This window comes from Oerskovia sp. Root22, assembly GCF_001429135.1.
In the GTDB taxonomy this organism is placed as follows: domain Bacteria; phylum Actinomycetota; class Actinomycetes; order Actinomycetales; family Cellulomonadaceae; genus Oerskovia; species Oerskovia enterophila.
Window position 1 is genome coordinate 722,141 of sequence record NZ_LMIL01000001.1, and the last position, 13,948, is coordinate 736,088.

Below are 13,948 nucleotides of genomic sequence, written 5' to 3' on the forward strand. Positions count from 1 at the left end.
GCCGTCCCCCGACCGACGGGCGTCACAGCTCTTCGACGTACTCCTCGGGCTCGCCGAGGACGGCCTCGTCCGTCAGCTCGAGGTCGGAACCGACCGCGTGCAGCTCGAGGACCGTGACGGTGTTGCTCCCCGCGCGCAGCAGCGGCGCGGGGACGTAGAGGGTGTGCTGGGGGCCGCGCTCCCAGTAGCGGCCGAGCAGCACGTCGTTGACCCACACGAAGCCCTTGGTCCAGCCGGGCAGGGTCAGGAAGGTGTCGGCGGGCTCGTCGAGGTCGAGGGCCGTCCGGGCCAGGACGCCCTGGGGCCCGACGGCGTCGCGGGGCACGCTCGGGGCGTCCGCGGCGTCGGGCTCACCCGCCGCCCACAGTCCGTCCACGGGCAGCAGGTCGAGCGGCAGCGACCGCGAGGTCCAGCCGTGCACGATCCGGCGCTCGACCAGGACGTCGCCCAGGATCCCCTTGTGCTCACCGAGCCGGGGGCCGTAGTTGATGCGGCCGAGGTTCTCCACGAGGATCTCGAGCCGCACGGGCACGCCCTCCCCGTGGACCGTGAGCCCGCGGTGCGAGGTCTCGCGCTCCAGCACGCCGACCTCCCGGCCGTCGACGTAGACCGTCGCGCGGTCGTGCAGCCCGAGGACCGAGAGCGTGCTGTCCCCCGGAGGGAGCACGGGCGTGGCCGTGTGGAGCACGAGCCCGGCGTTCTGTCCGAGCTCCTCGAACGTCAGGGGCGACGACCGGACGACCGCAGCGCCCGACGCCCGCAGCGCGGGCAGGAGCGGGCGCGTGCTCACGGGCGGCAGGGCGCGCGCGGCGAGCTTGGGCGACGGCGCGATCCACCGGTCGTCCTGGGCGTCCTCGGGGATCCGGGTCCCGTGCGCGGCGTGCTCGGACAAGACCTTGCGCAGCGCGAAGAACTTGGGGGTCACGCTCCCGTCCTCGGCCACCGCGGCGTCCGAGTCGTAGCTCGTGACCGTGGGCTGCAGGCGGGTCCCGTCGTGGTTCGCTCCGGCCGTGAGCCCGAAGTTGGTGCCACCGTGCGCCATGTAGAGGCTCACGGAGCCGCCGAGGTCGAGGAGGTCGCGCACGTCGGCCGCGGCGCTGTCCGCACCGCGCACGTGGTGCGGGTCGCCCCAGTGGTCGAACCAGCCGTTCCAGAACTCGGCGCACACGAACGGCTGCTCCCCGCGGCGGGCCGTGAGCTTGTCGAGCGCCTGTCCGGGACGGCTGCCGAACGTGGCCGCCGCCAGCACGCCGGGGAGCGAACCGCCGTCGAGCATGAGGTCCGTGGGGCCGTCCGCCGTGAACAGGAGCTCGTCGATGCCGCGCTCCACGAGCGCGTCGTGGACCCACGCCATGTAGGCGTGGTCGTCGCCGAAGCTGCCGTACTCGTTCTCCACCTGGACGGCCACGACCGGGCCGCCGCGGTTCGCCTGGAGCGCCGCGATGCGCGGCAGCAGCTCGTCGAACCAGGCCGCGACCGCGGCGAGGTAGGCCTCGTCGCTGCACCGGAGCCGGATCCCGGGCGTCGCGGTGAGCCACGCGGGCAGGCCGCCGTTGTCCCACTCGGCGCAGATGTACGGCCCGGGGCGCACGACGACGTCGAGTCCCAGGTCGCCCGCGAGGCGCACGAACCGCTCGACGTCGCGCCACCCGGTGAAGTCGAACGTGCCGCGCGCGGCCTCGTGCCAGTTCCACGGGACGTAGGTGTCGACCGTGTTGAGGCCCATGGCGCGCAGGCGCAGGAGGCGGTCCTCCCACAGGTCCGGGTGGACCCGGAAGTAGTGGACCGAGCCCGAGAGCATCCGGTGGGGCACGCCGTCGCGCACGAGGGTCGCGCCGTCGGCGCGCAGGGTCGACGGGAACGCGCCGTCGGCGCGCAGGGTCTGGCCGCCGGCCGGGCTCGAGGCCCGGTCGGCTGGGTCGTGCTGGCTCACTTGATAGCCCCCGCTGCAAGTCCGGAGCGCCAGAAGCGCTGGAGGGAGAGGAACGCGACGATGAGCGGGACGACCGCCACGAACGCGCCGATGATGACCATGTGCCGCTCGATCTGGCCGGCCTGGACCAGGGCGTTCCAGCTCACCAGCCCGACCGTGACGGGCCGCAGGTTCTCGGAGATGAGGACCTGCGAGGGGAGCAGGAAGTTGTTCCAGATCTCGACGAACTGGAAGAGGAAGATCGTGACGAGCGCGGGGGCCATCATCTTGAGGCTGACCCCGAAGAAGATGCGGCCCTCGTTCGCGCCGTCGAGACGCGCGGCCTCGATGACCTCGTCGGGCACCGAGCTCGCAGCGAAGATGCGGCCCAGGTAGACACCGAACGGGCTCACGATGCTCGGCAGGAGCACCGCGAAGTAGGTGTTGACGATGCCCGTCGCGGAGAACATGAGGAACAGCGGGAGCGTGAACAGCACCTTGGGGATGAGGACCGCGCCGAGGACCACGCCGAACAGCAGGCCCTTGCCGCGGAATTCGTACTTGGCCAGGGCGTAGCCGGTCGCGACCGCGATGAGCGTCCCGAGCCCCGCACCGACGATCGAGTAGAGCGCCGAGTTCGCCATCCAGATGGCGAAGATCCCGTCCTTGTACGCGAACAGGTCCTGGATGTTCCCGAAGAGGTCGAAGTTCGAGAACCACAGGGGGCTGCCCGCGAACGTGAACCCGGCGTCCTTGGTCGCCGCGACGAACAGCCACCACAGCGGGAACAGGAAGTACACGGCGGTCAGCGCGAGCACCGCGGTGACCGCGATGCGGCTCGTGGCCGTGGTCTCGATCGAGTCCTTGCGCAGGCCGTCCGGGGTCCCCTTCGGGGTGGAGCGCTTGCGGCGCAGGCGGTTGCCCGCGGTCTTCTCGGCCACGACGGGCACGCTGCTCGTGGTCACGAGGACCTCCTGGACGTCAGACGGAAGAAGAGGACGGACAGCACGGCCACGCCGACGGCGAGGAGCACCGACTGGGCTGCGGCGTACGGGTAGTTGGCCGACTGGAGCGAGGCCTGCGCGGCCATGATCGGCGTGTAGCTCGCGTCGATCGCCCCGGTGCTCTGCTTGAGCACGAACGGCTCGTTGTAGAGCTGCGCCGAGCCGATGATCGAGAAGATCGTGGTGAGGAGGATCGCGGGCCGCACGAGCGGGATCTTGATGCTCCACGCGGTGCGCCACGGCGAGGCCCCGTCGAGCTTGGCGGCCTCGAGCACCTCGCCCGGGACCCCCTGGAGCGCGGCGTAGATGATGATCATGTTGTAGCCCGTCCAGCCCCACGTCACGACGTTGGCGACGGCCCACAGCGCGAGGTCCTGGCTGAGGAAGTTGACCTCGATCCCGAACCACCCGAGCACCTGACCCATGGGACCGTTCGTGGGCGAGTAGAGGAACGACCACATGAGCGCCGAGACCACGGTCGGCACCGCGTAGGGCGCGAAGCTCGAGAGCCGGAAGAACCCCTTGGCCCGGGCCGAGGCCGAGTCGATCAGGAGCGCGATCCCGAGCGCGAGGACCAGCATGACGGGCACCTGCACCACGCCGAACAGGAGAACGCGCCCGATCGAGCTGATGAACTTCTCGTCACCCAGCGCGTACGCGTAGTTGAACAGGGGGTCGAAGATCTCCTGCGTGCCGCCCAGGCCCAGCGCGTCGCGCTGGATCCGGAACAGGCTCTTGTAGAGCGCGAAGAGGATCGGTGCGACGTACATCCCGACGAACAGCACCACGAACGGTCCGACGAACCAGATCGCGTACCGGCTGGTCCGGCTGCGCGGCCGCCTGGGCGGCGTGGCCGCCGTGGGCTTGGTCTCCACCGGCGGCGGTGCCGCCGACGTCAGGCTCGTGGTCATGGTGGGTTCCTCAGGGGGATGCGTCGTGGTGCCCGACGACGTCACGCGCCAGGGTGCACCGGTGCTCGGAGGTGCGTGGCGTCGTCGGGCCTTCTGCTGCGGTGATGCGGTGATGCTCGGGTGATGCTGTGCCGGTCGGTGCGACCCGGCCGTCGAGACCGGGTCGCACCGCTCGTGCGGGACCGTCAGGTCACTCGTTGACGGCGATGCCCTGCTGCTTGAGCTCGGACTCGGTCGCCTCGCGGGCGCCCGTGAGCGCGGTCGCGACGGTCGCGCCGCCCTCCTTGGCGTAGGCCTGCTTCATGCCCGTGGCGAGCGTGCCGACCAGGGTCGAGACGCCGGGGCCCCAGGCCCAGTCCTCGTTGACCTGACCCGAGGCGGTCTTGAAGACGTCGGCGACGACCTGTCCGCCGAAGTAGTCGTCACCCGAGGTGAGGAGCTCGGACTCGAGGCCCGCGACCGAGGCCGGGTAGACGCCGCCGCCCTCGATGAGCGAGTCGACCGAGCCCGGGTCGGTGCTGAGCCAGTTGGCCACGGTCCAGGCGGCCTCGGGGTCGTCGCAGCCCTTGAGGACCGCGGAGAGGCTGCCGCCCACGTTGCCGGTCTTGGCGTCGCCGGCCTCCCACTGCGGGAGCTCGGCCACGGCCCAGTCGCCGGCCGAGGCCGCCGCGGAGTCCTTGAGGATGCCGGAGAACCAGGCCGCGCCCACGATCGTGGCGATCGAGCCGTCACCGAGGCCCGCGGACCACTCGTCGCTCCAGATGCCCGCACCGATCAGGTCGGCGTCGATCAGGCCCTGCCAGTAGCTCGCGACCTCGAGGTTCTCGGGCGAGTCGGGCGTGATGGACCAGGCGCCGTCCTTGATCTCGTACCAAGGGGCGCCGGCCTGCCAGGCGAAGCCCGAGTAGTCGTAGTCCTCGTAGGTGCCCGTGAGCTTGACGCCCGCGGCCTTGAGCTGCTCGCCCGCGGCCTGGTACTCGTCCCACGTGGTCGGCACGGCCACGCCGTTCGCCTCGAAGACGGTCTTGTTGTAGAACATCACCATGGGGCCCTGGTCCTGCGGGGCGCCGTAGATCTTGTCGCCCACCGAGACGCCGGCCCAGCCTGCGGGGGCATAGAGGTCCTTGTCGGCCGAGGCGAACTCGGTGACGTCCACGACGTTGCCCTCGGCGACGAAGCTGGGGAGGGTCTCGAAGCCCACCTGGGCGAGGCACGGGGCGTTGCCCGCGGTGATCGAGTTGCGGATCTTGTCGTAGCCGCCCTTGTTGCCGGGCTCGATCTGCGTGTACTTGATCTGGATGTCGTCGTGCGCGGCGTTGAACGCCTTCGCGGCCTCGTCGTACCCGGCGGCCCAGGTCCAGACCTCGACCTCCTTGACCTTGCCGTCGCCCTCGGCCGATCCGCTGCCGGACGTCGAGTCGGACGAGCAGGCGGTCAGGCCGCCCACCGTGAGGGTGAGGATCGACGCGACCCCGGCTGCCTTGATGATCGATGACTTCATGACTCTCCTTCTGACCACACTGTGCTGAGGATGGAGCGGCGACGGCGCCGCGGTCTGCGTGGGGCACACTCTGACACACCGTTGATATGGATCACAACCCTTGCAACATCTGGATGCTCGGTCTGCGTGAATCCGTCACTTTTCGCTGCATGTTCTGACTGTTATGGTCAACACAGGTAACAGTTGGGTGACGGCGACGTGGGCCAGGCAGGCCTGCGGTGTTGACGTCCACTACGCTGCGGAGCACATCCGTGGCCACGCACACCGAGGTGCCCGACGCTCCGCGAGCGGCCCTCACGCCCGAAGGAGAGCACGTGGAACCACCGTCACGGTCCGAGCGGTCGGAGCCGGCGCAGAGCACCACCACGGTCGCTCCCCCGCGAGGCCGCGGCCCCGCCATGGCCGACGTCGCCCGCGTCGCAGGCGTGTCCGCGCAGACCGTCTCGCGCGTCCTGTCGGGGCACCCCAACGTCAACGAGACCACCCGCAACCGGGTGCGTGCCGCCGTCGAGCAGACCGGCTACCGCCGCAACAGCCTCGCTCGCGCGCTCGTGACCGGGCGCAGCAAGACCATCGGCGTCATCACGCACGAGACCGACTTCTACTCGGGCAGCGCCATGATGCTCGGCATGCAGCGCGCGGCCCGCGACGGCGGCTACTTCGTCAGCACCGCGAGCACCGCGTCGCTCTCGCCCGCGTCGATCGCGCAGGCCGTCGAGCGGCTCCTCGACCAGGGCGTCGACGGCCTGGTCATCGCCGTGCCCGTGCGCGACGACGAGTCGCTCGGCGACCTCATCCACGGGACCCCGACGGTCGTCGTGGACGGCATGCAGTCGTCGGCGACCGAGGTCGTCGCGGTCGACCAGGTCGCGGCCGGGCGCGCGGCGACCGAGCACCTCCTGGAGCTGGGCCACGAGACCGTGTGGCACCTCGCGGGCCCCGCGTCGTGGAACGACGCCAACGGACGCACGGCCGGGTGGCGGGCCGCGCTCGAGGACGCGGGGTGCACCGAGCCCCCCGTCCTCTACGGCGACTGGAGCCCCGAGTCGGGGTACCGCAACGGCCTGGTCCTGGGCCGCCTGCCCGAGGTCACGGCGGTGTTCGTCGCGAGCGACGAGATGGCGTTCGGGCTGATCCGCGGACTGACCGAGATGGGTCGGCGCGTGCCCGAGGACGTGTCGGTCGTGGGCATGGACGACATCGCGCTCGCCGCGTACTGCGCTCCCCCGCTCACCACGGTCCGCCAGCCGTTCCACCTGACCGGTCGCCTCGCGGTCGAGCACGTGATCGCGCTCATCGCGGACCCGACGACGGTGCACGAGCCCGAGGTCGTGCTGCCAGAGCTCGCGGTGCGCCTCAGCACGGCGCCGCCGCGCTGAGCCATGGGCGGGACGAGGCCTTGGTGATCGAACGAATGGCCAAGTACGCCCTCTGGATGTCGGCTGCGTCGGCGACGACAGGCTCAGATTCAACGCGTGAGGCGCACGCGACTACTGGGCGTGCTCTCCCTTCAGTTCCCCGTCGCCACACTCGTCGTCTTCGTCATCTTCATCGTCATCATCGCTGTCGTCACCGTCCGAACCGTTGGCCGGGGACACAGCTGCGTCAATCTGCGCCAGCCACGCGTTGAGCTCCGCAACTGCTTCGTCGAGCGTAAGGTCCATCTGCGCATCGGCCGCGGCGCGCGCGTAGTCGGTCGGCCAGTGCGGGTGAGCGACCACGACGCACGGCCACGTACGCACAGCGCGACTCAGGGCCTGGGCATCGCGTGCACGCGCGACGAAGAGGTCGACGACGGCTGCGCGCACGACGGCGGGGTCCTGGCCGATCTCGGCGAGGTCGCGAAGCAGCAGCAGGTCGACGACGTCGCGTGCCCTGTCATTGACCGCAGTCGGCGGGTCGTGGGGGTCAGTGCAGGCGTGGATCTTCTGCGCGACCTGGTAGCGCATCGCAATGCCCACCATCGCGGTAGGGTCCGGAAGCCCGAGGCCTGCCAATGTAGGCGGCGTGAACGGTTCAGGCTCAGCGCCAGCACTACCTTCGTCAGGCGCGATCTCAACCTGGATCCTGCGCCACGTCTTCCCCCGGAGCTCGACGACGACGTCGAAGCGGCGCGGCTTGACGACGCGGGCAGGAGCTTGGATGACCTCGACGGCGTCCCGTCGCAGCGTCAGCGGGCCCCAGGGTTCGGCGAACTCGTCATCGAGCTTGGCAAGGAAGTCATCGATATCACCGCGGATGAGCCCGTCCACGTCCTTGGTCGCGCGCTTGGGCGCGCTGGGAAGCCGATGCTGCAGCAGAGTACCGCCCTTGAGCAGGAAGAGCGGCTGGCCGGTTGTGTCCAGGGCTCGCTGTAGCGCCGCGATGACAACTGTGGATGCAACGAGCCAGGCCAGGCGGCCGCCGCGGCCCCCCAGGCGCTTCTCGGCCTGCAGGAGCCAAGAGTTGAGCACTGTGACCGACGCGGGTTCCTTGTTCTTGGCAGGCAGTTCGGCAAGACCTTGGGGCAGATCAGCGCTCTGCTGTGTCACGGTTCGCCAGTCTCCTTCGCAGGTCAGCGCTCTCGCTCGGGGTGACGCGCCCTGTCTCGCGGGCCGCCGTCAGGGCCTGGCGTAGAAGGTAGGTCGGGGTGCCCGTGTCGATGCACTGGGCGATCGCTGTCGCGGCTGTCACCGTCGGGATCTGTTCGAACCATCCGATCTGGCGGGTATCGAGGTCTTGGTGGTGGACCTCGATCCCGTCGGCGCCGGCACGCCGGATTCGGCAACGCCTGGGCACGGTGACGTGGATCCTGTCGGGGTTGACATCGCTGAGCCCGTAGAGATCGAGGGCGGTCTCGTGAGACAACGCGGCTTCGTCGACACCAGTCCACAGCACTGCCAGATGCAGGTCGTCGTACTCGCTCACCGGGACGACGGTCACACGGTAGACGCCATGAGCGACCTTCTCCAGGTAGCCGCGCGCGACGAGCTGCTTGAGCGCGTGCGGGCTGTGCCCTTCGCGCAGCGCGTCGACGCGGCGGACGAACCCGTGGCTGTCGAAAGCCCCTTCGAGCAGGCGGTCGCGAGCGTGCGGCATGTCAAAAGGGTACCGCCAGTGGCACCCTTTTGACATCGTGTGGCGACGAGGCATCGCCAACGGGGGCTTGGCCGAGGAATGCGACACAGGTCAGCTGTCTCAAACGAGCCCGCTCTGCCGAAGGTCCACCCTCCGACCCCGGACGCGCCGGAGGCGGCCCGTCGCGTGAGCGCCCCCCTGCAGCGCTCACACCACGGGCCGCCTCCGACCCTCGCGCTCGTCACGACCCCCATCGACGACCGAGCACTCACATGACTCAGAGGAGGGGCCTCCTCCTTTGATACAGAACGCCGACGTGACCCGCATCACATTCTGACATCGGGTGTCACCATCCGCAGCGGAGCGGCCCGTGCCGAGCGCCACGAGGCGCCCTGCACGGGCCGTCCGGTCGGCCGCGCTCAGCCCAGCAGCGCCTGTCCCAGGAACTCGCCCTCGGCGCAGCCCGGCGGCACCGCGAAGACCGCGGAACCGATCGGCGTCGTCCACTCGTTGAGCAGGTCCACCTCGTCGAGCCGCCGCTGGACCGGCACGAACTGCCGGTCGACGTCCGCCTGGAACGTCACGAACACCAGGCCCGAGCTGCTGAGCGCGCCAGGGTCCGCCGCGACGTCGGGTGCGTCGTCGTAGCTGTACGCACGCCGCAGGAACCGCTCGGCCGGGTCGCTGGTCCGCGCCCTCCGCACGTGCGCCGCCGGCCCGATCACGGTCAACCCGTGCGGACCGACCGCCTCGAGGTCCGGCTCGTCGTGCTCCTTCTCGCCCGTGAGCGGCGCGCCGTCGGCGAGGCGACGCCCCATGACGGCCTCGCGCGTGGAACGGTCGACCTCGTCCCACGTGTCGAGCTCCATGCGGATGCGCCGCACGACCATCGACGTGCCGCCCGCGAGCCACCCGTCCGTGCCGTCCGACCACACGAGCGGGGCGTCCGCGACGGGGTCCAGGTTCCGGGTCCCGTCGATCTGCCCCATGAGGTTGCGCATGGTCCGGCCCGCGGGCTCGCTCCCGACCGACCGCCGGAAGCCCTTCTGCAGCCACCGCACCGACGCGAAGTCCCGCGCCTCGCGGAGCAGCATCCGGACCGCGTGCGAGACCGTGACCTCGTCGTCGGCGCAGACCTGGAGCACCAGGTCACCGTCGTTCCAGCGGTCCTCGAGCCGGTCCACGGCGAACGCCGGCAGCGGACCCAGCCAGGCGGGACGCCGGTCGTCGAGGCCCGCGGCCGTGAAGACCGCGGGCCCGTAGCCCACCGTGACCGTGAGGCGCGCGGGCACCTCGGCGAGCTCGGGCTCGGTGTCGGTCAGGCCCGGGCGCCCCTCGGTGAGACGCACGACGTCGTCGGTCCAGATCCGCATGAGCCGCACGAGCGCGTCCCGGTCGGTGCCGGGGGCGAGGTTCAGCGCGACGAGCGTCAGGTACGCCTGGGGAGGCGTCTCGACGCCCGCCTGGCGCGGGCCGTGGAAGGGCACGCGCAGGTCACCGTGCAGCGCGAGGGCTCCTGCGGTGCCCGACGACGCCGCTCCCGTCGCGGGGGCCGTGGCCCTCCCGGCCCACGCACCTCCCGCACCGGCGACCGCGACCGCACCCGCGGCGGCCCCGCCGACCAGGAACGCCCGGCGCGAGACCCTGGCCCGCCGGGTGGGGTCGGCGGGCGGCGTCGGTTCCTGATCGGGGGCGGAACCGAGGCCCGTACGGGACGCGCGGTCAGCCATCGTGGCTCATGTCGTGACCCTCGTGACCCTCGTCGTAGTCCTCCTTGGCCCCCGCGAACGTGCGGGCCGGAGCCGTGACGACGAGCGTCGAGCCGTCGCTCAGCTCGAGCGTGACGTCGTACTCGGCCCCGGGCTCGACCGGTGACGAGAGCTCCATGAGCATGAGGTGGTCGCCGCCCGGCTCGAACGCGCGCTCGCCGCCCGCGGGGATCGTCAGACCGCCCTGCTTCTCGCGCATGACCATGGCGCCCGAGTCGTCGGTCGCCATCTCGTGGATCTGGACCGGGGACAGGTCGGACGTCGCGCCGACGACCGTGACGTCCTGGTCGCTGTCGTTGTGCAGGACGGCGAAGGCCGCCGTCATCCCCGAGTCGGCCGCCTTGATCCAGGGGTCGGTCGCGGTCAGGTGGTCGGCTGCCGTGCCCGTCGGCGCGCTGCCGGACGAGGCGCTCGGCGCGGGCGCACCGGACGAGGTGTCGGCCGAGGTCGTCGAGCATCCCGCGACCGCGAGCAGCGCGAGCGTCGTGACGGCCGCGCCGAGCAGGGCCGTACGCCGCGGGCGGGCGGAAGCGGATCGGGGCGAGGGGTGGGTGGTGGTGCGTGCAGTCATGGTGGTTCCTTCGAGAGGCCCGGCGTCGTGGCGCGCGAGGGCGGCCCGCGGCGCGGGTCGTGCGCGGTCCGGGGCAGGACGGGACGCACGACCGACGGGTCGCGGGAACGCCCGGGCGACGAGTCGCCGGGAAGTGGGTGGAGGGTCTGTCAGTCCTGCTGGCGGCGGCGCACGATCAGCACCGCGACGACGACGGCCGCGGCCGCGAGCACCCCGATGCCGATCAGCAGCGGGGCGATCGAGCGGCCCTCGTCACCGGTCTCCTCGGGCACTGCCGACGTGGTCGCCTCGGTCGTCGTGTCCTCGGTGGCCGACGGCGTCACGGCCGAGGGCTCCTCGCTCGCCGTGGTCGGGGCAGGCTCGGGAGCCGCCGCGACCGCGAACGAGAACGTGCCCTCGATGGGGTGGCCGTCAGACGAGACGACGCGCCACGCGACCGTGTACGTGTCACCGGTCAGCTCGGCGGGCCACGGGAACGTCGCGGAGGTCCCCTCGATCGTGGGGCTGCCCTGCGCGACGACGGTCCCCGCGGAGTCGGTCACGACGACCTGGGGCTCGACCGCGAGCGGCTCGGTGCTGAACGTCATGGTCAGTGCCGCGGGGGCCGTGGCAAGCTGCGCGCCGTCGGCCGGGTCGGAGCTGATGATGCGGTCGTGCGCCTGGGCCGGGACGGCACCGCCGACGCTGAGCAGCAGGGTCGCTGCGAGCGTCGCGAGGGCGGCGAGGACCGCCACCAGGAGACGGGCCGGGCCGGCGAGGGGTGCGGGGCGTGCGAGGGCGACCGCTCGCCCTCGGCGTGAAGTGGGCGTGGACGGGTGGGACTGGTCGGTCTGCAAAGGCATGGAACAGGCTCTCGATGAGGCGCGGCACGAGCTCGCGCAAGGGGTACCCAAGGGGCGGCCGGCCTCGTCGATGGTCCGCGCGCGAGCGCGGACGGGGTCAGGAAGGAAGGGCGACGGGCCGGGCGAGCAGCGGTGGCCCGCGCGTCGTCGGGATCCGCAGGTGGACCGTCGTCGCGCGGGACGGCGCCACGACCGGGGTCGGGAGCCGGTGCGCGACGGGCAGCGCCGGCAGCATGTCCGTGAGCGCCGTCCGCGGGGCGAGCCACGCCAGCAGCAGGCCGAGCGCCCGCTCGCCGTGGGCGACGACCAGGGCCACGACCAAGGTCGCGAGCACGTGCGCCAGGACCATCCACGCTCCCGCGGGCGTCTCGTGCGGGAGGTGCGCGACGCCGTCGGGCAGGAGGGGCGCGCCCGCGGCGCACGCCGACACCTGAGCCGCTGCCCCGTGCCCCGCGTGCCCCGCCGCGGCGCCCGCCGCCGGGGCGCACGTGACGCCCGCGCCGAACCCCAGGCCGTAGTGCAGCGCGACCTGGCCCGTGCCGAGGACCGCGACCAGTCGAGCGAACGTGAGGCGGAAGCGGGCCGCGAACGTCGCGCCGGCCATCGTGAACGCGGCCAGGGCCGCGAGGATCAGCGGGTCCGGGAGCGTGCCACCGCCGACGCGGTGCGCGAGCGCCGCGAGGGCGAGCACCAGGGTCGCGACGAGACCGGCGCGCGCGACGCGCAACGGACCGGCGACCTGGGTGAGCACGGGGACCACCCTAGCGGGACATGACGCGGCGTCTGATCCTGCTTTCGGTGGGCGCACGGCCCGTCCCCGAGTACTGGGCCCGCCCGGTCGGGGAGAGGATAGAGCGCATGACCACACGCAACAGCATCGCCATCACGAACGGCTACGTCGTCCCCGTCGCCTCCGCACCCCTGGAGAACGCGACCGTCCTCGTCGAGGACGGTGTCATCACGGCCGTGGGCCAGGACGTCGTCGTGCCCGACGGCGTCCGCACGCTCGACGCCGGGGGCCGCTGGGTCCTGCCCGGGTTCGTCGAGTCGCACGGCCACATGGGCGTCATGGAGGAGGCCGAGGGCTGGGCCGGCAACGACACCAACGAGATGACCGACCCCAACGGCGCCGCGCTGCGCGCGCTGGACGCCATCAACGTCGAGGACGAGGGATTCCGCGACGCGCTCGTGGGCGGCGTGACGTCGGCCGTCATCAAGCCCGGCTCGGGCAACCCGATCGGCGGCCAGACCGTCGCGATCAAGACCTGGGGCGGGCGGACCGTCGACGAGCAGGTCATCCGCGAGGCCGTGTCGGTGAAGTCGGCGCTGGGCGAGAACCCCAAGCGCGTCTACGGCGACCAGAAGAAGCTCCCGTCCACGCGCCTGGGCGTCGCGAACGTGATCCGCAAGGCGTTCGTCGACGCGCAGAACTACGTCGCCAAGCGCGACGCCGCCGAGGCGAAGGGCGAGCCGTTCGACCGCGACCTCGCCAAGGAGACCCTGGGCCGCGTGCTCGCGGGCGAGCTCTACTGGGACCAGCACACGCACCGCGCCGACGACATCGCGACCGCGCTGCGCCTCGCGGACGAGTTCGGCTACCAGCTCGTCATCAACCACGGGACCGACGGCGCCGCGGTCGCCGACGTCCTCGCCGAGCGCGACGTCCCGGTCATCTTCGGCCCGCTGTTCACGTCACGCTCCAAGATCGAGCTGCGCAACCGGAACATCGCCAGCCTCGGGGCGCTCGCACGGGCCGGGGTCCGCGTCGCGATCACGACCGACCACCCCGTGGTGCCCATCAACTTCCTGGTCCACCAGGCGTCGCTCGCGGTCAAGGAGGGTCTCGACCGCGACGTCGCGATCCAGGCGCTCACGACCAACCCGGCCGCGTTCCTGGGGCTCGACGACCGCATCGGCTCGCTGCGCCCCGGGCTCGACGGCGACGTCGTGATCTGGTCCGGCGACCCGCTCGACGTGACCTCGCGCGCCGAGAACGTGTTCGTGACCGGCACCGAGGTCTACACGTGGGACCGCGCGGCGGCCGGTGGGCGCGGCGCAGGCCGGGTCGTGGAGCGCGGCGAGCGCTTCGCGGACTGACCCGTGAGGTGGGCCGGGCGGGCCGGCCCACCCGGCCCGAGGTAGAACGTGCTGCGCGAGGTAGAACCCGCCGAGCACCACGTCGCTCAGCGCGTTCTACCTCGCGTCCCGCGTCGACCTGACCTCTCCGGTCACGCGCACCTCAGTGGTGGAACCCCTTGCTCACGGCCTCGACCGGCATGGGCGACTCGAGCGCGTCGAGGAACGCGATCTCCGTCCGGATGTCGCCGAGCAGGCTGGCCGCCAGGTCGCGGCTCAGCCCGTTGCGCACCACGATGCGCTGG

General features: G+C 71.7%; 12 protein-coding genes. 2 read left to right on the plus strand and 10 right to left on the minus strand.

Annotated features, from left to right (window positions below):
• Positions 1–22: 22 nt before the first annotated feature.
• The 4 genes from ASE15_RS03045 to ASE15_RS03060 form a co-directional block, all read right to left on the minus strand.
• Entirely contained in the window at positions 23–1,933 is a 1,911-nt protein-coding gene (locus ASE15_RS03045; RefSeq protein ID WP_235534095.1) for a beta-galactosidase, read from the minus strand.
• Complete coding sequence (locus ASE15_RS03050) at positions 1,930–2,877, minus strand: carbohydrate ABC transporter permease (protein WP_235534097.1); 948 nt, start codon at positions 2,875–2,877, stop codon at positions 1,930–1,932. The genes ASE15_RS03045 and ASE15_RS03050 overlap by 4 nt, the downstream gene beginning before the upstream one ends.
• The gene (locus ASE15_RS03055; RefSeq protein WP_056761102.1) at positions 2,874–3,827 is read right to left on the minus strand and encodes a carbohydrate ABC transporter permease; all 954 of its coding nucleotides are present in this window, start codon (positions 3,825–3,827) and stop codon (positions 2,874–2,876) included. The genes ASE15_RS03050 and ASE15_RS03055 overlap by 4 nt, the downstream gene beginning before the upstream one ends.
• A gap of 190 nt (positions 3,828–4,017) precedes the next feature.
• Positions 4,018–5,328, minus strand: coding sequence for an ABC transporter substrate-binding protein (locus tag ASE15_RS03060; protein ID WP_056644416.1), 1,311 nt, complete (start codon positions 5,326–5,328; stop codon positions 4,018–4,020).
• 314 nt (positions 5,329–5,642) lie between these two features.
• Here ASE15_RS03060 and ASE15_RS03065 point away from each other — a divergent pair, with 314 nt between their 5' ends.
• Positions 5,643–6,707, plus strand: coding sequence for a LacI family DNA-binding transcriptional regulator (locus tag ASE15_RS03065; protein WP_235534099.1), 1,065 nt, complete (start codon positions 5,643–5,645; stop codon positions 6,705–6,707).
• Between the two features lie 111 nt (positions 6,708–6,818).
• Here the strand turns inward: ASE15_RS03065 and ASE15_RS03070 are convergent, their stop codons facing one another.
• The 6 genes from ASE15_RS03070 to ASE15_RS03095 all read right to left on the minus strand — a co-directional run bounded on the left by ASE15_RS03070 (position 6,819) and on the right by ASE15_RS03095 (position 12,318).
• Positions 6,819–7,859 (minus strand): nucleotidyl transferase AbiEii/AbiGii toxin family protein, encoded by a 1,041-nt coding sequence (locus tag ASE15_RS03070; protein WP_082608332.1) that lies wholly within the window; start codon positions 7,857–7,859, stop codon positions 6,819–6,821.
• A complete protein-coding gene (locus ASE15_RS03075) occupies positions 7,840–8,406 on the minus strand; it encodes a type IV toxin-antitoxin system AbiEi family antitoxin domain-containing protein (RefSeq protein ID WP_082608331.1) in 567 nt (188 codons plus the stop codon). The genes ASE15_RS03070 and ASE15_RS03075 overlap by 20 nt, the downstream gene beginning before the upstream one ends.
• A gap of 398 nt (positions 8,407–8,804) precedes the next feature.
• A complete protein-coding gene (locus tag ASE15_RS03080) occupies positions 8,805–10,115 on the minus strand; it encodes a Dyp-type peroxidase (protein WP_082608330.1) in 1,311 nt (436 codons plus the stop codon).
• Positions 10,108–10,725: a copper chaperone PCu(A)C gene (locus ASE15_RS03085; RefSeq protein WP_056761105.1), complete on the minus strand. Its 618-nt coding sequence runs from the start codon at positions 10,723–10,725 to the stop codon at positions 10,108–10,110. The genes ASE15_RS03080 and ASE15_RS03085 overlap by 8 nt, the downstream gene beginning before the upstream one ends.
• Before the next feature lie 149 nt (positions 10,726–10,874).
• Complete coding sequence (locus ASE15_RS03090; RefSeq protein WP_082618135.1) at positions 10,875–11,567, minus strand: copper resistance CopC family protein; 693 nt, start codon at positions 11,565–11,567, stop codon at positions 10,875–10,877.
• A gap of 97 nt (positions 11,568–11,664) precedes the next feature.
• Positions 11,665–12,318: a hypothetical protein gene (locus ASE15_RS03095; protein WP_157257322.1), complete on the minus strand. Its 654-nt coding sequence runs from the start codon at positions 12,316–12,318 to the stop codon at positions 11,665–11,667.
• Positions 12,319–12,425: 107 nt separating this feature from the next.
• On the opposite strand from ASE15_RS03095, the gene ASE15_RS03100 reads away from it, so the two are divergent.
• Positions 12,426–13,664, plus strand: a complete 1,239-nt coding sequence (locus tag ASE15_RS03100; protein WP_056644399.1) for an amidohydrolase — start codon at positions 12,426–12,428, stop codon at positions 13,662–13,664.
• Positions 13,665–13,948 lie beyond the last annotated feature (284 nt).